This is a genomic window from Paraburkholderia sp. (assembly GCF_035948235.1).
Classification (GTDB): Bacteria; Pseudomonadota; Gammaproteobacteria; order Burkholderiales; family Burkholderiaceae; genus Paraburkholderia.
In genome coordinates, this window is sequence record NZ_DASZJJ010000180.1 from 1 (window position 1) to 20437 (window position 20437).

Consider the following 20437-nt stretch of genomic DNA (forward strand, 5'->3'; position numbering starts at 1 on the left):
CGGCCGCTGATCGACGCCACGCGAGTTTCATAGTCCGGCGCATACGCCGGACCCGCAAAAAAGCCAAGGCGCCGCGCCGACCATGTCGGAGCGGCGCCTTCGTGTTTTCAGGCCCGCGGCGCTCAAACGGCGCGCGCGCCGCACGCGTTACAGCCAGTACACCACCACGTAGAGACCGAGCCACACCACGTCCACGAAGTGCCAGTACCAGGCCGCACCTTCGAACGCGAAGTGATGCTCGGGCGTGAAGTGTCCGCGAATCATCCGGACCATCACGACAGCGAGCATCGTGCCGCCGAGGAACACGTGAAAGCCGTGGAAGCCCGTCAGCAGGAAGAAGGTCGAACCGTAGATGCCGGAAGCGAGCGTCAGATTCAGTTCGTTGTACGCATGGATGTATTCGAAGGCCTGCAGGCAGAGGAAGCAGATCCCCAGTACCAGCGTGCCCGCGAGCCACGCGATGGCTTTGCGGCGATGGTTGTCGCGCAGCGCGTGGTGCGACACGGTGAGCGTCGCGCCTGACGAAAGCAGCAGCGCCGTGTTGATGGTCGGAACCGGCCACGGCGTCATCGAGCGGAAGTGGGAAACCAGCGCCGCCGGACCGTTGTTGGGCCATACCGCCGCGAAGTCCGGCCAGATCAGCTTGAAGTCGAGGCTGCCGAGCTGATGCAGCGCGATCTGGCGGGCGTAGAACAATGCGCCAAAGAATGCGCCGAAGAACATCACCTCAGAAAAGATGAACCAGCTCATGCTCCAGCGGTACGACACGTCGACGCGTTTGCCGTACATGCCGCCTTCGGATTCGGAGATCGCGTCGCCGAACCAGTGCCAGAGCGTGAAAAGCAACCACAAGAGACCGACAACCACGCCGATCGGCGCCCACGAGTCGCCATTGATCCACGACGCGAGCGACGACAGCATGACCAGCAGGCCAATGGACGCGCTGATCGGATGCCGCGACGGGTGCGGTACGAAGTAGTACGGGCTATCGTTTTGGCCGCTCATGCCTGTTTCTCCAGTTTCCAGTTGCTCCCGGACTCGGCCGGTGTCTCTACGTTATTCATTGTTGGCCGCTCACTTGCCCACGACCGCGTGGACGATCAGCAGCAGCACGACGATAAACAGAATCGCGCCGATAATGCCCGCCGCGATCAGCGCCAGCGGATGCAGTTGCGCGGCGTCGGATTCGAGGTCGGCGCGCTTGCGCACGCCAAGAAACGACCACGCCACTGCCTTCACCAGTTGCAGCACGCTGTTTTTCTTCGCCTTCGCTGGTCTTGCGCCGCTTTCTTCGTTCATGTTTCGCGCCTCACGCTCCCGCTGCCTGCTTCGGCGGCTGCGGCACGGCCGGTTTATTCAGCTCGAAGAAGGTGTACGACAGCGTGATCGTCTTCACGTCCTTCGGCAGCTTCGGATCGATCACGAACACCACCGGCATGCGCTTCGTCTCCTTCGGCTGCAAGGTCTGCTGCGTGAAGCAGAAACACTCGATCTTGCGGAAAAATTCGGTCGCCTGTTTCGGTGCGTAGCTCGGGATCGCCTGCGCGTCGATCGTGCGTCCTTCGTTGTTCGAAATGTCGTACATCACCGTCATGACTTCACCGGGATGCACATCGATGCTGCTCTGCTCCGGCTTGAAGCCCAGCAGTCCGCGCGCGTTGGCGTCCAGTTCCACTGACACCGTGCGCGTCATGTCCACCTGTGTGTTGCGCGCTTCGCGTGCAGTGGTGTCGCGCTGCACCAGATTGTTGACGCCCGTGACCTCGCAGATCGCGCGATACATCGGCACCAGCGCCCAGCCGAAGCCGAACATCAAAAGCGCCACCACCACGAGCTTGATGAGCATCGAGCGGTTGAAGGCGCGGTCGCTACCTGCATGCTGCGTGGACATCGGACTACCTCGAACAGTGTGCCGGCCCGACGCCTGCGCGTCAGGGTCCGGAGAAATACACCTGCTTCACGACGGCGCCCAGAAAGAACACCGCGGCGACCGCCAGCAAAATCAAACCGAGCCGCAGATTGCCGGCGCGAATCTGTTCGCGCGTGCGTGGCTTTTGAGAGTTGCGGGTCATGCTTGCAGTACGGTTGGCCGCGGCTTCGGCGTCCATCGCGAGTTGCACCACTTCTTGCGCCACTTCGGGCATCGTGTATCGCTCCTCGTGCTGGCCGTCGATAACAGCGTGAGCATCGCGGCTTCGGTTCGTGTCCGGCTTATCGGCCTATCAGGCGATACAACCGGACACCGTATGTCGAGCGGGTCTTATTCGACCGTCGGCGGATTCTCGAAGGTGTGGAACGGCGCCGGGCTCGGCACGGTCCATTCGAGGCCGGTTGCGCCATCCCAGGGCTTGTCGCCAGCCTTTTCCAGCTCGCCGCCGCCGCGATACGCGGGCAGCGCGACGAAGAACAGGAAGTACACCTGAGAAAGCCCGAAACCGAATGCGCCGATCGTGATGACCTGGTTCCAGTCGGTGAACTGGGCCGGATAGTCGGCATAGCGACGCGGCATGCCGGCCAGACCCACGAAGTGCATCGGCAGGAAGGCGACGTTGAAGAACACCAGCGAGCACCAGAAGTGGATCTTGCCGCGCATCTCGTTGTACATCCAGCCGGTCCATTTGGGCGACCAGTAGTACCACCCTGAGAACAGCGCGAATAACGACCCCGCCACCAGCACGTAGTGGAAGTGCGCGACCACGAAGTAAGTGCCGTGATACTGGATGTCGAGCGGCGCCATCGCCAGCATCAGACCCGACAGACCGCCGAACGTGAACACGATCAGGAAGCCCACGGCCCACAGCATCGGCGTCTCGAAGGTGAGCGAGCCGCGCCACATGGTGGCGACCCAGTTGAACACCTTCACGCCCGTGGGCACCGCGATCAGCATCGTCGCGTACATGAAGAACAGCTGACCCGTGACCGGCATGCCCGTAGCGAACATGTGGTGCGCCCAGACCATGAACGAGAGAATCGCGATCGATGCCGTGGCGTACACCATCGAGCTATAGCCGAACAGCGGCTTGCGCGAGAACGCCGGAATCACCTGCGACACGATCCCGAACGCCGGCAAGATCATGATGTAGACCTCGGGGTGGCCGAAGAACCAGAAGATATGCTGGTACATGACCGGATCGCCGCCGCCCGCCGCATTGAAGAAGCTCGTGCCGAAGTGACGATCGAACAGCAGCATGGTGATCGCGCCCGCCAGAACCGGCATCACGGCGATCAGCAGATAAGCGGTGATGAGCCACGTCCATGCGAACATCGGCATCTTCATGAGCGTCATGCCCGGTGCGCGCATGTTCAGGATGGTGACGACGATATTGATGCCACCCATGATCGACGAGGCGCCCATCATGTGGACCGCGAAGATCGCCAGGTCCATGCCCGGACCCATCTGCGTGGACAGCGGCGCGTAGAGCGTCCAGCCCGCGGCGGTCGCGCCGCCCGGCGCGAAGAACGAACCGACCAGCAGACAGGCGGCGGCGGGCAGCAGCCAGAAGCTGAAGTTGTTCATGCGCGCGAAGGCCATGTCCGATGCGCCGATCTGCAGCGGCACCATCCAGTTCGCGAAGCCCACGAAGGCCGGCATGATCGCGCCGAACACCATGATCAGGCCGTGCATCGTGGTGAGCTGGTTGAAGAACTCGGGGCGCATGATCTGCAGGCCCGGTTCGAACAGCTCGGCGCGGATGCCTAGCGCCATCACGCCGCCCGACAGGAACATCACGAATGAGAACAGCAGGTACAGCGTACCGATGTCCTTGTGGTTGGTGGCCATCAGCCAGCGGCGCCAGCCGTGTGGCGTCGCGTGGGCGTGGTCGCCATGCACGTGACCGTGCCCCCCAGCTACATCGTGTCCGATGCTAGACATGACTCTTTCTCCTGTCGGCCGGAGTTGGCGCCTAAGCGCCTGACTCTAGCCCCATGCAATTTAGTTGCTGAAGCAAATTGCTTTGCGTCTCTTACTGCAGTGTTGGCAAGCTCTGCGTCGCCGCTGCTCGTGCCCGCTTTTTTACAGCGTACTGCGAGTTTCTTGTTATCGAATTCGTTATGGACTGCTTGTGGCCCGCCTGGGCCTCAACGGATGCGTTTTATGCAGCCGGGCCGATTTCCACGCGACGCGCTTCCTTCGCGTCCGTGCCGCCGGTGACGGTTTCCGGCTTCTTCAGGATGATGTGATCTTCGGCGATGCCTGCGGCCTTGAGGGCGTCGCGCACGGCTTGCGCACGGTGCTTGGCCAGTTCCGCGTTGGCGCTGGCCTTGCCGCTCGCGTCGGTGTAACCCGAGAGCGTGAACTTCGCGTCAGGATGCGCCTTTGCGTAATCGGCCGCCGCCTGGATGGCGTCCTTCGCGTCGGCGGGCAGCGTGCTCTTGCCCACTTCGAAGTAGACGCTCGCGGGCAGCGATGCGGTGGCCGCAGTCGCGCCTGAGGCCTGGTCCGCGCCGCTTGCCGCAGCAGCCGGTGCGCTGGCTTCAGCCGCGCCGCTCGCAGCACCGCCAGAAGCGGCCTGATCCGCGCCTGCCGCCGCCGTCGTGCCGCCGCCTTCGGGCATCTTGCCGTTGCGCGCATCGGCCACCTGACGAGGCTGCAGAATGTCGCCCGTGTGGTTGCCCCACGCGTTGCGCTCGAAGGTGATGACCGAAGCGATTTCGACGTCGTTGAGCGTAGGCGCCCACGACGGCATCGCCGCCTTGCCCTTGAGCACGATGCTCACGTGCTCGGCGATCGGACCGTTGGCGACCTTGCTGCCGTCGAGCGCCGGGAACGCGCCCGCGCCCTTGCCGGTCGGCTGGTGGCACACCGCGCAGTTCGACGCGTAGACCTTCTCGCCGCGCTCCTTGAGTTCGGCCATCGTGTAGGTCTTGTTCGGGTCGTCGTTGGCCGCGGCCATCTTCGCCTTCTGCGTCGAGACCCATTTCGCGTAGTCGTCGTCGGAGAGGACCTCGACCACTACCGGCATGTATGCGTGCTCCTTGCCGCAAAGCTCAGTACAGAAGCCGCGATAGGTGCCCACCTTTTCAGCCTTGAACCACGTATCGCGCACGAAGCCCGGAATCGCATCCTGCTTCACGCCGAATGCGGGCACGTACCACGAGTGCACCACGTCGTTGGCCGTCGTGATCACGCGGATCTTCTTGTTGACCGGCACGACCAGCGGGTTATCGACTTCCTGGAGGTACGTATCGGTGATCGGCGCAAGGCCGTTCACTTCGCTGCGCGGCGTGGTGAGCGTGGAGAGGAAGCTGATGCCCTCGCCCGGCCCCTTCACGTAGTCGTAGCCCCACTTCCACTGATAGCCCGTGACCTTCACGGTGATATCGGCGTTGGTGGTGTCCTTCATGGCGACAACGGCCTTGGTGGCCGGCAGCGCCATCAGCACGACGATGATGAACGGCACGATCGTCCAGATGATTTCGACGGTCGTGCTTTCGTGGAAATGCGAAGCCTGATGGCCCTTCGACTTGCGATGCGCAAAAATCGAATAGAACATGACGCCGAATACGCCGATGAAAATCACCGTGCATAGGATCAGCATCATCGTATGGAGGTCGTAAAGCTCTTCTGCGATGCGCGTGACGGGCGGCTGGAGATTGATCTCGTTGACCGCTGGGCCGCCCGGACTGTCTCCGACTGCGAGTGCCGCGCCGGCGACGAGAAGTCCGCTGCACGCCAGCACGCCCTGTAGGGCTCGCTTGATTGTTTTCATAGCTTCCTTACCCATAATTTCCATTCAAACCCTCGACCCCGCAGGAAGGTTTTGCAACCAGGTCACGCCCTGGGGGGCGCACACGCCGCACCGTGATTCGCTCACAGCACGCATCCATTCAAATCGCGCGCGCAAGCCACGAGCGCAGTTCCCGCGCGAACTGCGCACGCCGATACTGCGGCAAATGCAAACCGACCGCGACCGCCTGGCCGCGGGACACGAGACGCACCGGGTCGCGTGGGGTGGCGCCCGGCTCGACCCGGACCCAGCGGGGATTGAATTCGAACTGCGTGAGCGCGTCGGCGCTCATCTGCTCGATCACCAGCCGGTTCGGATAAAGCCTGATACGTTCGTAATCGACAGCATGGCGCGCATAGATGGCGAAGGCGCCTCCAACGACCAACAGATCGATACCAGTGAACGGCAAAACCAGCCAGGCGCCGTGGATCAACAGCAGAACGGCGATCGCGATGGAGACCAGCGCCAGCGACAAATAGAACAACACGAATTGCCTGGGCGAAACCGAACAATTGCGCTTCATCGTCCAGTCCTTGAGGACCGGCTCCGGGTTCGCCAGCAGATCAGACGTCTGCATCGCTCGTTTCCCCCACTGCAACATCCTCAGACTATCGCCGCTTTGCGCCTTGCACAACTGCGGGACATCCGGAGTCAGCACGGTGTTGCGCGCAAACTCATCGCGCCCCGCCGCCTGCAGACCGACGCATTATAGGCGCGATCCCCAGGCCCCACAAGCAAGCCCCAATCGGCCTAAAACCCAATACCGACGGGCCTTCCAGCGATTTTTCGACAAATTTTCGAGGGCTTTTCAGGCGCTAATTTCAGGCATAACGAAAGCCCCCTTATTACGTCAACGATTCCTTGCCGAACCTCGGCCGATATCTTCGATCCGCACGATGCCGTGGCCTTCGGCGGTCGTGCGCGGCACCGCTTTCCACGCATGGCCGTAGATGATCTCGAAGGTGAGCGGGATCGTGCCGGCGTTCGGGCCATCGCTCAGACGCCGTGCTTCGAGTGCGGCCAGCAGCGCGCGATACAGACGCCGCGACGCGCCAGGCTGCCCGGCCTCATCGCCCTCGCCGAAGTCCCGCGCGAACGGGTACGCGCCCCAGCGGCGCACGTCGGCGAGCAGCTTTTCCGGCGTCTTGTAGGTGACGGTGAGCGTTTCCTGATCCATCACCGGAATCTCGAAGCCGTTCTCGACCAGCATGTCGCCGAGATCGTGCATATCGACGAAATCGATCACATGCGGCTGCATCGGCACGCCATGCGCGGCCTCGACTTCGGCGTAGGCGCCGCGCAATTCCTTGAACGTGTCCGGCCCGAGCGTGCTGAACATCAGCAGGCCGTTGACCTTGAGCACGCGCTGCCATTCGCCGAACACGAGGTCCGGACGCGGATGCCAGTGCAAGGCGAGGTTCGACCACAGCAGCTCGAAGGCGCCATGCGCAAACGGCAACGCGGCGAAATCGGCCTGTGCGAAGCGCGGCCCGCGCGAACCGAGCGCGCGTCCGATCGAGGCGGGGAGAAAGCGCCGCCAGCTCGTGTCGCCGGCGTCGTGCGCGCGGGCGCGCTCGAGCATGGCGAAGGAGAGATCGGCGCCGAACACGGGCGCTTCAGGGAAGCGCTCGCGCAAACGCGGGAGATCGTCACCGGGGCCGCAGCCCAGGTCGAGCACGCACGAAGGGCTCACCTTGATGTATTCGAGGCGCTCGCGCATGCGCTCAGCGATTTCGCGCGGCAGGAACGCGACCTGGTCGAAAGTCGCCGCACGGCGATCGAAAATCCGCTGCAGATAGCGCGGATCATAGGCCGGACGGCCGGGTCTGGGGTGAGACGGGGACATGTCGGTCGTATTGGCGAAGTCTGCGAAGTATACTCGCTCACTCCCATCCTTTCAGTTCACTCGCCCGCTTGGGGCCCGTTCAGGGCCGTCCTACGATGCCGCTGCCGCCCGATCAGTCGGATTATTCGACGTCTTCAGTGACGTCCAACCCGTCGCCTGCCCCGCGACGCGCCTGCCATCATCTGGCGATGCGCGCTTATCGGGATAAGCCTGACGGGCGGGCGCGTTGGCCACGGCTCGTTCAGTTCGTGCTGTCGGATCTACTGCCGGATCTGCTACCGCGCTTGCTGCCCAGTGCGTGCCCATTATGCGGCAATTTGCCGCGACGCTCGCGCGGGGTGCGCACTGCCCGGAGACGCGCGTCCGGGCTGCGCTCTGGCGTGAATTCGCTGCTCTGCGCGGCCTGCGACGCGGCGTACTGGAACGAGGCCCGGCTGCGCTGCACGGTCTGCGCGCTGCCGCTTGCAAGCGGTCGCAGCACGCGAGGACACAACGGCTACCGATGCAACGCCTGCGTGAAAACGCCGCCCGCTTTCGAAGCGACGATCGCGCTGGCCGACTATCGCGCGCCGCTCGACGCGCTCGTCCGCGGCCTGAAGTTTCGCGCGCGGCTTGGTCTTGGCGAAGAATTCGCGGCGCGTCTCGCAAGCGCCGCCGACGACCTGCTCGATCCAGCCGATACGCCCGCGCTGATCGTGCCGGTCCCGCTTTCGCGCGAGCGCCTGATCGCGCGCGGCTATAACCAGGCGTGGCAGATTGCGAAGCCGCTCGCCCGCGCGCTCGGCACGCGCGCCGACGCCACGCTCGTGCGCCGCACGCTGCACACGGCGGCGCAGTCGCGACTCGATCGCGACACGCGCCGTCGCAACGTGGGCCGCGCGTTTGCCCTGAAAGATGATGGTTGCGCGCTGCAGGGCCTGCACATCGGCGTGGTCGACGATGTCATGACCTCGGGCGCGACGCTCGACGCCCTCGCGCACACGCTCAAGGCCGCGGGCGCGCGGCGCGTGACAAATTTCGTCGCCTTGCGCACTCCGAAGGACTGACATCCTTCTTTCGTTACCCAGTTCTCTTCACGGTTTTTATCGTCATGTTCAACGTCGTTCTCGTCGAACCGGAAATCCCGCCGAATACCGGCAATGTCATCCGCCTGTGCGCCAACACGGGCGCGCGCCTGCACCTGATCGAGCCGCTCGGTTTTCCGCTCGACGACACCAAACTGCGCCGCGCGGGCCTGGATTATCACGAATACGCGCAGATGAATGTGCACAGCGACTGGGACGCGTTTCTCGCAAAGGAAACGCCTGACCCGGCGCGCATGTTCGCGTTCACCACGCGCGGCTCGGGCCGTTTTCACGATCACGCGTTCTTGCCGGGCGACTGGTTTGTGTTCGGCGCAGAAACGCGCGGGCTGCCCGACACGGTGCTCGACCGCTTCGCGCCCGAACAGCGCGTGCGCCTGCCGATGCGGCCCGGCAACCGCAGCCTGAATCTGTCCAATACCGTCGCGGTGGTGGTGTTCGAGGCGTGGCGGCAGGCGGGGTTCGAAGGCGGGGAATAAACGCGAGGCGCGCTCGTCAGAGCGCGTCGAGTTCGCGCTGGTAACGCGCGAGCATCGCATCGTCGAAGCAGGCAAAGATCACCTGTTCGAGCGTGGGATAAGCGGATAAGGCATCCACGACGGTTGCGAGCGCAATCTTCGCGGCCTCATCGGGCGGAAAGCGATACACGCCGCAACTGATCGCCGGAAACGCGATGCTCGTCACACCTGCCTCGCGCGCCACTTCAAGCGAGCGCCGATAGCACGAGGCAAGCGGAAACGCCTCGTCGCGCCCGCCGCCGTTCCAGATGGGGCCGACGGTGTGGATCACATGTCTGGCGGGAAGTTTGTAGCCGGCGGTGATTTTGGCGTCGCCGGTCGGGCAGCCGTTGAGCGTTTCGCACTCGCGCAGCAGCTCGGGGCCCGCCGCGCGATGAATCGCGCCGTCCACGCCACCGCCGCCTAGCAGCGACGTATTGGCCGCATTCACGATCGCATCGACGCGCAAAGTCGTGATGTCGACGACTCTCGCTTCGATGCGGCAATTACCGATAGTTTTGACGGTGGTCATGACGGGGCCTCCTGCGCGTTCGCGCGCCGTTTGGTCAAACGCGGCAGCGGCGGCGCAAAGCCCGTACCGCGCCCTACTCCGCCTTCGCGTCGCGTCTGAGCAGCGCGCTCACCGCATCGCGCGGCGCCACGCCGTCGAACAGCACGGCGCATACCGCTTCGGTGATCGGCATGTCGATCTGATGAGCGCGAGCGATCGCCGCCACGGCACGCGCGCAGCGCACGCCTTCGGCCACATGGCCCAGCGCGCCGAGAATATCGTCGAGCGTGCGCCCGCTTGCAAGCTGCTTGCCCACAGTGCGGTTGCGCGAAAGATCGCCCGTTGCGGTGAGTATCAGGTCGCCGAGGCCCGTGAGACCCGTAAAGGTTTCCGCACGTCCGCCGAGCGTCACGCCGAGGCGCGTCATCTCCGCGAGACCGCGCGTGATCAGCGCGGCGCGCGCGTTCAGGCCGAGGCCCAAACCATCCGAAATGCCCGTGGCGATCGCCAGCACGTTCTTGACCGCGCCGCCCACTTCCACGCCCACGACGTCGTCGCCGGTGTAGATGCGCATCGCGCGATGGTGGAAGGCGTCGAGCGTGCGCTCGCGGCAATCGGCCGAGGCGCTCGCGATGGTCAGCGCAACGGGCAGGCCGTCGCCCACTTCGCGCGCGAAGCTCGGGCCGGACAGCACGCCGTTGCTGGCGTGGCCGGGCAGTTCGGCGGCCACCACCTGATGCGGCATGAGTTGCGAATCGGCTTCGAAGCCCTTGCAGAGCCAGACGAAGTGCGCGGGCACCTGGCCCATATCGCGCATCGTGCGCAACATGTCGCGCAAACCCGCGACGGGCGTGCCGAGCACGACGAGATCCGCCTCGCCCGAAGCATGTTCGAGCGCGGCGCTTAAATCGGTCTCGTACTTAAGAGAGGGTGGCAGCGAGACGCCCGCAAGATAGCGGGCGTTCTCGTGCGTCTGGCGCAGGGTATCCACGAGCGCGCCATCGCGCGCCCACAACAACGTGTCATGCGCCTGGGCGAGATGCCCTGCCAGCGCGGTGCCCCACGCTCCGGCGCCGAGAACGGCGACTTTCATTCCAGTACTCCGCACCGGTTGTGAGGTTTCAGCGCTCAATCAATGCGTGGCGTTGCTGGCGCCTTGCTGCTGCGCGAGCTGCTGCAGGCGTTGCTCGTAGAGCGCCTGGAAGTTGATTTCGGCCAGGTGGATCGGCGGGAAACCGGCACGCGTGATCGCGTCGGCGATGTTCGAGCGCAGGTACGGGAACAGGATCGTCGGGCAGGCGATGCCAACCAGCGGATCGACCTGTTCAGCCGGGATGTTGCGAATGTCGAAAATGCCCGCTTGCTTGGCTTCGATCAGGAAAGCGACCTTTTCCTTGACCTTGGCGGTGACCGTGCCGGTCACGAGGATTTCGAACACCGATTCCGCGAGGCGCTCGGCCTTGACGTCGACTTCCACTTCCACGGAAGGCATGTCCTGCTCGAGGAAGATGGCCGGCGAGTTCGGCTGCTCCAGCGAAAGGTCCTTGAGGTAGATGCGCTGGATGTTGAAGAACGGCTGGTTATTCTCGTCAGACATGGTGTTTGGCTTCCTGATTAAATGAAGTTGCAGTTGCGCAGTATCACGATGCTTCGCCCTGCCGGAAATCGGACAATGGTGAAATTTCGTTGCACAGCCGCAATGAGCAGCGATGACAGCAACAAACGACAGCAAGCCCGCGCGCGCCTCACCGGCCCGCACGGGCGAAAAAATCGCGACGCCAGCCGCGACGCGGCGTCACAACATGCGACGCCGGAAAACTCAAGCCGCCGCTTCGAGCAGCGGCATCAGGCCGCCGGCACGATCGAGCGCGGAAAGGTCATCGTAACCGCCCACATGCGTCTCGCCGATGAAAACCTGCGGCACGGTGCGACGGCCCGTGCGCGTCATCATTTCCTCGCGCCGCGCCGGATCCCGGTCGATCAGCACTTTTTCGATGTGTTCGACGCCGCGCGACTTTAAAAGACGTTCGGCCATCTGGCAATACGGGCACACCTGGGTGCTGTACATGACAACCTTGCTCACTTCGTACCTCCTTGTTTCACGACCGGCATACCGGCCTGCTGCCAGGCGTTCACGCCGCCGTCCAGCACGTGGACTTCGGCAAAACCGGCTTCCTTCACGAGGCTCGCGGCCTTGTGCGACTGCTGGCCCGTCTGGCAGACCAGCAACACCGGGTTGCTCTTGTTCTTGACGAACTGCGCGACCTTGCCCTGCAACTCGCCAAACGGCAGGTGGCGGGCAGCGGGCAAATGGCCCTTGGCGAATTCGTCGGCCGAACGCACGTCGATCACCACCGCGTTGCGGCGATTGATCATCTGCGTCGCCTCGGCGGCGGAAACCCCGCCCCGGCCACCGCGTTTGAGCGTCGGCCACAGCAGCAACCCTCCAGAGATGAGGACGATCGCGATGAGTACAAGGTTGATGTAATTGGTAAAGAACGTCACGGATGAGCCGCCGGGAAAAAGAGAAATCGAGGGAAATCCAGTTCAGACAATCCAGCCATTATAAAATAACCGTTTGTCGCAGGGTTGCCGCCCCCAAGCCCGGGCTTGCAACCCGCTGGACCGGGCAGCGTTCGCGAGCTAGCCGTATCACCGACGTTCCCCGTCCCCGATTACCGCTTCCCTCACTACCGACCGTCATCCACATGTACAAACTCGTACTTATCCGCCACGGCGAATCGACCTGGAACAAGGAAAACCGCTTCACCGGCTGGGTGGACGTCGACCTGACCGAACAGGGCAACCGCGAAGCCCAGCAGGCCGGCCAGCTGCTCAAGGCGTCCGGCTATGCGTTCGACATCGCCTACACGTCGGTGCTCAAGCGCGCGATCCGCACGCTCTGGCACGTCCAGGACCAGATGGACCAGATGTACCTGCCGGTCGTGCACTCGTGGCGTCTGAACGAGCGCCACTACGGCGCGCTTTCGGGCCTGAACAAGGCGGAAACGGCCGCCAAATACGGCGACGAACAGGTGCTGGTCTGGCGCCGCAGCTACGACACGCCGCCGCCCGCGCTGGAACCGACGGACGATCGCACGGCCTACAACGACCCGCGCTATGCCAAGGTGCCGCGCGAAGAGCTGCCGCTCACGGAATGCCTGAAGGACACCGTGGCGCGCGTGCTGCCGCTGTGGAACGAGTCGATCGCACCGGCTATCAAGGCAGGCAAGAAGATCGTGATCGCCGCGCACGGCAACTCGATCCGCGCGCTGGTGAAGTACCTCGACGATATTTCGGACACCGACATCGTCGGCCTGAACATCCCGAACGGCGTGCCGCTCGTCTATGAACTGGACGAGAACCTCAAGCCCATCACGCACTACTATCTGGGCGACGCCGACGCCATCGCCAAGGCTCAGGCCGCGGTGGCCAACCAGGGCAAGAAGGCTTAAGCCTATCTCTGCCGTCGCACTTCCCGGCCGCCGGCCTGCGCGTTTGCGTGGGCCGGCGGCCGATCGGTTTACCCGCCGGTTTGTTCGCACCGCGGCGGGCGTTGTGCCCATTTGCGCACGCGCCTTGCGTGCTCGGGCGCGTTCAGGCATTCCCCGCCGATTTCACCTCACCGTCTGGCAGACCTGCCATCTTCACGTCACTCCCACGCCAGCCCCGCATCCAGCAAGGCTTTGCGGCACGCGCCTTGCGAACTGGCTGGCGTTCCGACTGTCGAACCCGCAACGTTCGTCCCCACATCGCGCCTTATACACAGGGCGGCCGAGTGTGCAGTTATACTTGTCCGTCGCTTTTCCATTAGACGCTGCCACGCGCCTTTCGACCGCACGCAACAACCTCTATGCGAAAGAACCTTAAAAATATCGGCCTGATCGCCGCTGGCCTCGCGACCGGCGTCTTTGCAACCCTGCAGATTTCCGCCTCGGCGCAGCAGACCCAGCAAACCGTGATCGAGCCGCTGCCGCTCGACCAGCTCCGGCTCTTCGCCGAAGTGTTCGGCCAGATCAAGCATGAGTACGTCACGCCGGTCGACGACAAGAAGCTGCTCACCGCTGCCATCAAGGGCATGGTGTCGAGCCTCGACCCGCACTCGTCGTATCTGGACAAGACCGACTATCAGGAACTCCAGGAACAGACCAAGGGCCGCTTCGCGGGCCTCGGCATCGAGATTTCCTCGGAAGACGGCCTGATCAAGGTGATCTCGCCCATTGAGGACACGCCCGCGTTCCGCGCCGGCATCCGTCCGGGCGACCTCATCACGCGTATCAACGACAAGCCCGTGCGCGGCATGACGCTCGACCAGGCGGTCAAGCAGATGCGCGGCGACCCGGGCACGAAGGTCACGCTCACGATCTTCCGCAAGACCGACGACCGCACCTTCCCGCTCACGATCACTCGCGCCATCATCAAGGTGCAGAGCGTGAAGTCGAAGATCCTGGCGCCGGGCTATGCGTACATCCGCATCACGAGCTTCCAGGAACGCACCACGCCTGACCTCGCAGCCAAGCTGCAGGACATCGCGCGTCAGGAGCCGAACCTCAAGGGCCTCATCCTCGACCTGCGTAACAACGGCGGCGGTCTGCTGCAGAGCGCGGTCGGCGTTGCGGGCGCATTCCTGCCGGCGGACTCGGTCGTGGTCTCGACCAACGGTCAGATCCCGGACTCGAAGCAGGTCTATCGCGACAACTACGAGAACTACCGCCTGCCGTCGTTCGACGGCGATCCGCTCAAGGGCGAAGCGGCCGAGTTCAAGACCGTGCCGATGATCGTGCTGACCAACGCCTACTCGGCGTCGGCGTCGGAAATCGTCGCGGGCGCGCTGCAGGACCAGAAGCGCGCGCTCATCATCGGCAAGACCACGTTCGGCAAGGGTTCGGTGCAGACGGTGCGTCCGATGACGGCCGACACGGCGCTGCGTCTGACCACGGCGTACTACTACACGCCGAGCGGCCGCTCGATCCAGAACAAGGGCATCCGTCCTGACGTTGCGGTCGATCAGTACTCGGACGGCGATCCGGACGACGCACTCGTCACGCGCGAAGTCGACTACTCGAACCACCTTGCGAACACGCAGGATCCGGACGAGAAGAAGGAGCAGGATCTGCGCGAGCAGGAACGCATGGACATGCTGCGCCAGCTCGAAGAGCAGAACGACAAGAAGACGCCGGAACAGCGCCAGAAGGATCGCGACCGCAAGCCGGTCGAGTTCGGCTCGACCGACGACTTCATGCTCCAGCAGGCGCTCAACAAGCTGCAGGGCAAGCCGGTGACGGAATCGAAGTCGCCGATGGAGCGCCGCCTCGCGCAAGCCAAGCCGCCCACGTCCGCTTCGGCGCCGATCGCGGTGAAGCCGTCGGCTTCGGCCGTGCCGGGCGCATCGACGCCGGCTCCGGCCTCGGCTCCCGCTCCGGCGAAGTAAAGCAGTCAAAGTCGTACCGTCCTTGCGGTCCTGAGCGCATCGCGCCAGTGACCGCAAGGACGTTTCCTCAAGCGCCGGTACAATAAGCAGTCTGTACTTCCGGCGCGCGTCGTGGCCTTCCGGCCCGATCGCAGCGCCAGCACCGTGCGCTACGCGATGAACGACGACCAACTCCTCCGCTATTCCCGCCATATCCTCGTCGACGAGATCGGCATCGAGGCGCAGCAGCGCTTTCTCGACGCACACGCGCTCGTGATCGGCGCGGGCGGCCTGGGCTCGCCGGCGGCCATGTATCTGGCGGCCTCGGGCGTGGGCACGCTCACCCTCGTCGATAACGACACGGTCGATCTCACCAATCTGCAGCGGCAGATCATGCACGAGACGGCATCGGTTGGCCGCGCCAAGGTCGAGTCGGGTCGCGACGCCATCGCGCGCCTGAATCCCGAGGTGAAGGTGAACGCCGTGCAGGCGCGCATCGACGACGCCTGGCTCGACGAACAGGTGCCGCGCGCGAGCGTCGTGCTCGACTGCACCGATAACTTCGCCACGCGCCACGCCATCAACCGCGCCTGCGTGAAGCATGGCGTGCCGCTGGTGTCGGGCGCGGCGCTACGCTTCGACGGCCAGATCAGCACTTTCGATTTCCGCGACGAGACCTCGCCCTGCTACGCCTGCGTGTTCCCGGAAGATCAGCCGTTCGAGGAAGTCGCGTGCTCGACCATGGGCGTGTTCGCGCCAACGGTGGGCATCATCGGCGCGATGCAGGCGGCCGAGGCGCTGCGCGTGATCGGCGGCATCGGCACGCCGCTGGTCGGGCGACTGATGATGCTCGACTCGCTGCGCATGGAATGGAACACGATGCGCATCGCGCGCCAGCCCGACTGCCCCGTCTGCGGCGAACGGCACGCATAAAAAAGCCCCGGCATGCCGGGGCTTTTCTACATCGCGACGCGTCTGCGCCCCGCTGGCTCAGGCCATCGCCAGACGACCCAGCGCCGCCTCCAGTTCTTCGGGCTCGTAGGCCGCCAGCACATCGGCCACCGGCTTTTCCAGCGCCTTCAACTGCGAGCGCAGGATCTCCTGCTTCACCACCAGCAACTGGCTAGGATGCATCGAGAACTCGGTGAGTCCCATGCCCAGCAGCAGACGCGTGAGCTGCGGGTCGCCCGCCATCTCGCCGCACACCGACACCGGCACACCCGCGCGCTTCGCCTCGCGCAGCGTGTGCGAGATGAGCTGCAGCACGGCCGGATGCAGCGGATCGTAGAGATCGGCCACGGCGTTGTCGGCGCGGTCGATCGCGAGCGTGTACTGGATCAGGTCGTTGGTGCCGATCGACAGGAAATCCAGACGCCGCAGGAACATTGGCAAGGCCAGCGCCGCTGCCGGGATCTCGATCATCGCACCCACCTGCACGTTCGGATCGTAGGCAAGGCCGGCATCGTCGAGCTGGCGCTTGGCCTCGCGGATCAGATCGAGCGTCTGGTCGATCTGCTGCGCGTGCGCGAGCATCGGAATCAGGATCTTGATCGTGCCGAGCGCCGAAGCGCGCAGGATCGCGCGCAACTGCGTGAGGAACATCTGCGGCTCGGACAGGCTCCAGCGGATCGCACGCAGGCCCAGCGCCGGGTTGGCCGCGGTCTCGTAGCCGTCGCTCGCGCTCATGGCGTCGAGCGGCTTGTCCGCGCCCACGTCGATAGTGCGGATCGTCACGGGCAGCCCGTTCATCAACTGCGCCGCACGCTTGTAGGCCTCGAACTGCTCGTCCTCTTCCGGCAAGTGATGCTTGTGGTTCATGAACAGGAACTCGGTGCGGAACAGGCCCACGCCGGTCGCGCCTGAATCGAGCGCGGCCTGCGCGTCGTCGGGCAGTTCGATGTTCGCGCAGAGCTGGATCTTCGCGCCGCACAGCGTCTGCGTGGGCGAGAACTTCAGGCGCTGGAGCTTGCGCCGCTCAAGCGCCATCTCGCTTTGCCGGTAGGTGTACTCCTCCAGCACGATGGGCGCGGGATCGACGATCACCACGCCGTGATCGCCATCGACGATGATGAGATCGTCCTGACGGATCAGCGCGCTCGCCTGCTGCACGCCCACCGCCGCCGGAATGCCCAGGCTGCGCGCGACGATCGCCGTATGCGAGGTGCGCCCGCCCAGATCGGTGACGAAGCCCTGAAACGTCTGGCCCTTGAACTGCAGCATGTCGGCGGGCGCGATGTCGTGGGCCACCACGATCATTTCGTCGCAACTGCCGTGCAGCGCGGGCGGCGAGGCGCCCGCGAGCGCCTTGAGCACGCGTTCGACGACCTGCTCGATGTCGGCCTTGCGCTCGCGCAGGTATTCGTCCTCGACATCGTCGAAGTGCTTCGAAAGGCGTTCGAGCTGCTCGGTGAGCGCCCACTCCACGTTGAAGCGGCGCGTGCGGATGAGGTCGATGGTCTCCTGCACGAGCATCACGTCGTTCAGGATCATGAGGTGGACGCTGATGAACGCGCCCATTTCGCTGGGCGCGTCGGCGGCGAGGTCGGCGCGCAGCGTGTCGAGCTCCTGCTCGACGAGCTTGAGCGCGGCCCGGAAGCGCTCGATTTCGTCTTCGATCTGCGCGAGTTCCACCAGATAGTGGTCGACGTCGAGCGCGGCCGGCGCGATCAGATACGCCCGCCCGATGGCGATACCGCGTGATACGGGAATTCCATGCAGCGTGAACGGCACGCGCACCTCCTCTGGTTATGTGATGCCGCGGCAAACCGCTGCAATGCGCTCTCTCTGACCCCGCCTCTTATTATAAATTCCGCAGCGCCCGGATGTTCTGTGGGGTCATCGTGTTCCGGCAACGAAAACGCCGCGTCAAGACGCGGCGTCGGATGAAACGGGTCGTCTCGCCCGCCGGAACGGACGCGAGATGCCTGGGGCTGCTTACTGGCCTTCGCCGAATTTGTCGGCGATCAGCTTGAGCAGCGCGCTCATCGCATCGGACTCGTCCGGGCCCTCGGTTTCGATCAGCACCGTGCTGCCGATGCCCGCCGCCAGCATCATCACGCCCATGATGCTCTTGGCGTTGATCCGGCGGCCATTGCGGCTCATCCAGATTTCCGACTGATAGTTGCCCGCCAGTTGCGTCAGCTTCGCCGACGCCCGCGCATGCAGGCCGAGTTTGTTCACGATGGTCGTTTCTTGTTGCAGCATAGGTCGATCCAGGCGCTGTGTGTGGAAGTGATGCAGTGGGATTGTGCGTCGCGCGCGCAAGACGCGCACGCTGGGCGTCCGGGCACGCGCGTGGGCGTGCGCCGGGGGCTTGCAGAATGAAATGCGCCCAAGCCGGGTCGTTCCAGCTCAGGCTGTGCCGGCAGGCTTGAACGCCAGCGCCGGCGCTACCGACGGCGCGCCGGCATTGCTCGAAGCATTGGTGGCGCTCGCCGCGGTTTTGGCCGCACTACTCGCGGCAGCGGCGCTCACCGCCGCCTTGGCCACGGCTTCGGAAGCCGCTTCGGCGCAGGGCGTGGGCGCGCAGCCGCAATCGTTGATCTGGGCCGGCGTGCTCGGGCCGATCGGCTGGACGCCCTTGCTCGCGCCCGCCAGCGCCTTTTCCACCAGCGTGTCGAGCGGCGTGGCCCGGTAGCAGACCGCGCGCACCAGCATCGGCAGATTGACGCCCGCCAGCACGCGCACCTGAGGCACCGTGGCCAGACGCGCGGCGATATTAGAAGGCGTGGCGCCGAACATGTCGGTCAGCACGAGCGCCCCGTTTTCCTCGCGCAGGCGCTCGATTTCGGAGTTCGCCTGAGCGACGACCACGGCGGGGTCGCTGTCGGGCAGCACGTCGAGCGCGCCGATGCGCGCCGGACAACCGCCATAGATGTGGGCAATACATTCGCGCAGCGCAGTAGCGAGCGGTGCGTGAGCGATGATCAGAATCCCTGCCATGTCAGCGTGACTACAAATAACGGCTTCGGTTGATGCCTTGGGCCGATCTTCGACGATCGCGTCCGACAGCGCCGACCTGCGGCCAGCCGTGGGCCATCAGGGTCGGAACATGCGCCGGGTTTTGCGTTGTCGCGGCGTTTATGGCGTCGCAGCGCAAAATCCAGGTGCGGGTCGCGGCATTGTAGCAGGGTCATTTTCGTGTCGACCATGCGGTTTTGCTCGCGGCTCGCTTCCAGTTTCCACCTACGAATGCGCAGGTTTTGTGCCTCGCAGCACGCAAGCGCGCATCCGCAGCTAGAAGATGCCGGCGCGGCCGCGGGAATCAAGCGCCCCGCTGCCGCGTTTCGAGGGACTCCTCAAACGATTTATAGGCGTTTTCTCACGCCGCCGCGCGCTCCAGCGCGTCGATGAACATCGCCGCCACGTCGAAGCCGGTCTGCTCCATGATCTCGCGGAAACACGTCGGGCTCGTCACGTTGACCTCGGTGAGCCAGTCGCCGATCGCATCGAGCCCCACCAGCAGCAGCCCGCGCTCGACCAGCTTCGGCCCCAGCGTCTTTGCAATCTCCATGTCGCGCGCGGTGAGCGGCTGCGCCACGCCCAGACCGCCCGCGGCCAGATTGCCGCGCACCTCGTTGCCCTGCGGAATGCGCGCGAGCGAATACGGCACCGGTTCGCCGCCGATCAGCAGAATGCGCTTGTCGCCCGCCTTGATCTCGGGGATGAACTTCTGCGCCATCACGCTGCGCGCGCCGTCGTGGCTCAGCATCTCGATGATCGAGCCGAGGTTCATACCGTCCGCCTTGACGCGGAACACGCCCATGCCGCCCATGCCGTCGAGCGGCTTGAGGATCACGTCCTGATGCTCTTCGTGGAATTTGCGCAGGCGCGCGGCGTCGCGCGTGACGAGCGTGGGCGCGACAAACTGCGCAAACTCGCCGATGGCGAGCTTTTCCGAGTGATCGCGGATCGCCTGCGGCTTGTTGAAGATCTTCGCGCCCGCGCGCTCGGCGATCTCCAGCAGCCACGTCGAGGTGACGTACTCCATGTCGAAGGGCGGGTCCTTGCGCATGATGACGGCGTCGAAACCGGTCAGCGCGCGCGAATCGGGCGTGTCCTTGAACCACGTCTGGCGATGCAGGTCCGCCGTATCGCCGACGATCTCGAAGCGCCGCACATCGGCTTCGACCTGGCCGTTCACCCAGGCGAGGTGCTGCGGCTCGCAGGCGTAGAGCGTGTGGCCGCGCTTTGCGGCCTCGGCCATCATCGCGTAGGTCGAATCCTTGTAGATCTTGAACCGCTCGAGCGGATCGGCGATGAAGAGAATGTCCATGTCGTCCCTGCAGCAAATTGGATGTTGTGCCGGATATTTTCCGGCCTTGATGACGGCTGCGCCCGCTCGGGGCGGGCGCAGCAGAGG

General features: G+C 64.5%; 22 protein-coding genes. 5 read left to right on the plus strand and 17 right to left on the minus strand.

Annotated elements, in window-relative coordinates; all coding sequences use genetic code 11:
• Positions 1 to 147 precede the first annotated feature (147 nt).
• The 8 genes from VG320_RS15465 to VG320_RS15500 form a co-directional block, all read right to left on the minus strand.
• A complete protein-coding gene (locus VG320_RS15465; protein WP_327200969.1) occupies positions 148 to 1005 on the minus strand; it encodes a cytochrome c oxidase subunit 3 in 858 nt (285 codons plus the stop codon).
• Between the two features lie 69 nt (positions 1006 to 1074).
• Positions 1075 to 1299, minus strand: a complete 225-nt coding sequence (locus VG320_RS15470; RefSeq protein ID WP_327200970.1) for a DUF2970 domain-containing protein — start codon at positions 1297 to 1299, stop codon at positions 1075 to 1077.
• Between the two features lie 10 nt (positions 1300 to 1309).
• Positions 1310 to 1891 (minus strand): cytochrome c oxidase assembly protein, encoded by a 582-nt coding sequence (locus VG320_RS15475; protein ID WP_327200971.1) that lies wholly within the window; start codon positions 1889 to 1891, stop codon positions 1310 to 1312.
• 40 nt (positions 1892 to 1931) lie between these two features.
• Positions 1932 to 2072 carry a cytochrome oxidase small assembly protein gene (locus tag VG320_RS15480; RefSeq protein ID WP_327201023.1) on the minus strand — a complete coding sequence of 47 codons (141 nt, stop codon included), beginning with the start codon at positions 2070 to 2072 and terminating at the stop codon, positions 1932 to 1934.
• 188 nt (positions 2073 to 2260) lie between these two features.
• Positions 2261 to 3874, minus strand: coding sequence for a cytochrome c oxidase subunit I (ctaD, locus tag VG320_RS15485; RefSeq protein ID WP_327200972.1), 1614 nt, complete (start codon positions 3872 to 3874; stop codon positions 2261 to 2263).
• A 220-nt stretch (positions 3875 to 4094) separates the two neighbouring features.
• Positions 4095 to 5735 (minus strand): cytochrome c oxidase subunit II, encoded by a 1641-nt coding sequence (gene coxB, locus VG320_RS15490; RefSeq protein WP_327200973.1) that lies wholly within the window; start codon positions 5733 to 5735, stop codon positions 4095 to 4097.
• A 94-nt stretch (positions 5736 to 5829) separates the two neighbouring features.
• A complete protein-coding gene (locus VG320_RS15495; RefSeq protein ID WP_327201024.1) occupies positions 5830 to 6306 on the minus strand; it encodes a DUF2244 domain-containing protein in 477 nt (158 codons plus the stop codon).
• A gap of 273 nt (positions 6307 to 6579) precedes the next feature.
• Complete coding sequence (locus VG320_RS15500; RefSeq protein WP_327200974.1) at positions 6580 to 7575, minus strand: methyltransferase domain-containing protein; 996 nt, start codon at positions 7573 to 7575, stop codon at positions 6580 to 6582.
• A gap of 188 nt (positions 7576 to 7763) precedes the next feature.
• Here VG320_RS15500 and VG320_RS15505 point away from each other — a divergent pair, with 188 nt between their 5' ends.
• Positions 7764 to 8621 carry a ComF family protein gene (locus VG320_RS15505; RefSeq protein ID WP_327201025.1) on the plus strand — a complete coding sequence of 286 codons (858 nt, stop codon included), beginning with the start codon at positions 7764 to 7766 and terminating at the stop codon, positions 8619 to 8621.
• A 44-nt stretch (positions 8622 to 8665) separates the two neighbouring features.
• On the plus strand, positions 8666 to 9136 hold the full coding sequence (trmL, locus tag VG320_RS15510; protein ID WP_327200975.1) for a tRNA (uridine(34)/cytosine(34)/5-carboxymethylaminomethyluridine(34)-2'-O)-methyltransferase TrmL: 471 nt from the start codon (positions 8666 to 8668) through the stop codon (positions 9134 to 9136).
• 16 nt (positions 9137 to 9152) lie between these two features.
• Here trmL and VG320_RS15515 read toward each other — a convergent pair whose 3' ends face one another.
• The 5 genes from VG320_RS15515 to VG320_RS15535 form a co-directional block, all read right to left on the minus strand.
• Positions 9153 to 9686, minus strand: a complete 534-nt coding sequence (locus VG320_RS15515; protein ID WP_327200976.1) for an O-acetyl-ADP-ribose deacetylase — start codon at positions 9684 to 9686, stop codon at positions 9153 to 9155.
• Between the two features lie 73 nt (positions 9687 to 9759).
• On the minus strand, positions 9760 to 10758 hold the full coding sequence (locus VG320_RS15520; protein ID WP_327200977.1) for an NAD(P)H-dependent glycerol-3-phosphate dehydrogenase: 999 nt from the start codon (positions 10756 to 10758) through the stop codon (positions 9760 to 9762).
• Between the two features lie 39 nt (positions 10759 to 10797).
• Positions 10798 to 11262 (minus strand): protein-export chaperone SecB, encoded by a 465-nt coding sequence (secB, locus tag VG320_RS15525; RefSeq protein ID WP_027815726.1) that lies wholly within the window; start codon positions 11260 to 11262, stop codon positions 10798 to 10800.
• A gap of 222 nt (positions 11263 to 11484) precedes the next feature.
• Complete coding sequence (gene grxC / locus VG320_RS15530; protein WP_027815727.1) at positions 11485 to 11748, minus strand: glutaredoxin 3; 264 nt, start codon at positions 11746 to 11748, stop codon at positions 11485 to 11487.
• Positions 11745 to 12170, minus strand: coding sequence for a rhodanese-like domain-containing protein (locus tag VG320_RS15535; RefSeq protein WP_327200978.1), 426 nt, complete (start codon positions 12168 to 12170; stop codon positions 11745 to 11747). Before VG320_RS15535 ends, grxC begins: the two co-directional genes overlap by 4 nt.
• A 203-nt stretch (positions 12171 to 12373) precedes the next feature.
• Between VG320_RS15535 and gpmA the strand changes: the two genes are divergently transcribed.
• From gpmA to VG320_RS15550, 3 genes are all read left to right on the plus strand, one after another.
• Positions 12374 to 13120, plus strand: coding sequence for a 2,3-diphosphoglycerate-dependent phosphoglycerate mutase (gene gpmA / locus VG320_RS15540; protein WP_327200979.1), 747 nt, complete (start codon positions 12374 to 12376; stop codon positions 13118 to 13120).
• Between the two features lie 398 nt (positions 13121 to 13518).
• Positions 13519 to 15096, plus strand: coding sequence for a S41 family peptidase (locus VG320_RS15545; RefSeq protein ID WP_327200980.1), 1578 nt, complete (start codon positions 13519 to 13521; stop codon positions 15094 to 15096).
• A gap of 156 nt (positions 15097 to 15252) precedes the next feature.
• On the plus strand, positions 15253 to 16008 hold the full coding sequence (locus VG320_RS15550; RefSeq protein WP_327201026.1) for a molybdopterin-synthase adenylyltransferase MoeB: 756 nt from the start codon (positions 15253 to 15255) through the stop codon (positions 16006 to 16008).
• 57 nt (positions 16009 to 16065) lie between these two features.
• Here the strand turns inward: VG320_RS15550 and ptsP are convergent, their stop codons facing one another.
• The 4 genes from ptsP to gshB all read right to left on the minus strand — a co-directional run bounded on the left by ptsP (position 16066) and on the right by gshB (position 20350).
• Positions 16066 to 17805, minus strand: coding sequence for a phosphoenolpyruvate--protein phosphotransferase (gene ptsP, locus VG320_RS15555; RefSeq protein ID WP_327200981.1), 1740 nt, complete (start codon positions 17803 to 17805; stop codon positions 16066 to 16068).
• 204 nt (positions 17806 to 18009) lie between these two features.
• Entirely contained in the window at positions 18010 to 18279 is a 270-nt protein-coding gene (locus tag VG320_RS15560) for an HPr family phosphocarrier protein (RefSeq protein ID WP_167067247.1), read from the minus strand.
• Between the two features lie 147 nt (positions 18280 to 18426).
• Positions 18427 to 19017 (minus strand): PTS sugar transporter subunit IIB, encoded by a 591-nt coding sequence (locus tag VG320_RS15565; protein ID WP_327200982.1) that lies wholly within the window; start codon positions 19015 to 19017, stop codon positions 18427 to 18429.
• Between the two features lie 379 nt (positions 19018 to 19396).
• Entirely contained in the window at positions 19397 to 20350 is a 954-nt protein-coding gene (gene gshB, locus VG320_RS15570; protein WP_327200983.1) for a glutathione synthase, read from the minus strand.
• Positions 20351 to 20437 lie beyond the last annotated feature (87 nt).